Source organism: Halomonas sp. ND22Bw, assembly GCF_003011945.1.
Classification (GTDB): Bacteria; Pseudomonadota; Gammaproteobacteria; order Pseudomonadales; family Halomonadaceae; genus Halomonas; species Halomonas halophila.
The window spans coordinates 1-397 of sequence record NZ_PXWD01000266.1; the positions used below are offsets into that span (position 1 = coordinate 1).

Consider the following 397-nt stretch of genomic DNA (forward strand, 5'->3'; position numbering starts at 1 on the left):
GGATGTTGATGCGTTCGCCAGCGGATGAGAGGTCGGCGATGACTGTCAGCGTTCTGCGTTGTTTGTCAGCGCTGTCACGTCGAGGGGAGGCGATGAGCCGTTGGGTTCGTATGTCACGGTCATCGGCAGTCATCGTTGTTCGTCCTCGTTCGTGTGGGTGGTTACGGACTCGAGCGGTATGAAGGCAGCTGCGGTCCTCGCTTTCCTCAGTTCGCGGGAGGCGTTGTCGATGACCGCGCGTTGGTCTGCGGGCAGGTCGGCAAGCATTGCGTCCATCGACGAGATGACGTCCGTGAACGCGTGAATTTGGGCGTCGAAGTTGGTGATCACCCACGACGCGGAGTCGGTGGCGATTGCAGTTTCTTTGTCTGTGCGCAGCTCTGCGAGATGCTGCTCG

1 protein-coding gene is annotated in these 397 nt (G+C 59.9%); it reads right to left on the minus strand.

From position 1 onward, the window contains the following. Positions 1-129: 129 nt before the first annotated feature. A partial coding sequence (locus tag CVH10_RS25780; RefSeq protein ID WP_219924777.1) for a hypothetical protein occupies positions 130-397 on the minus strand: 268 nt, incomplete at its 5' end.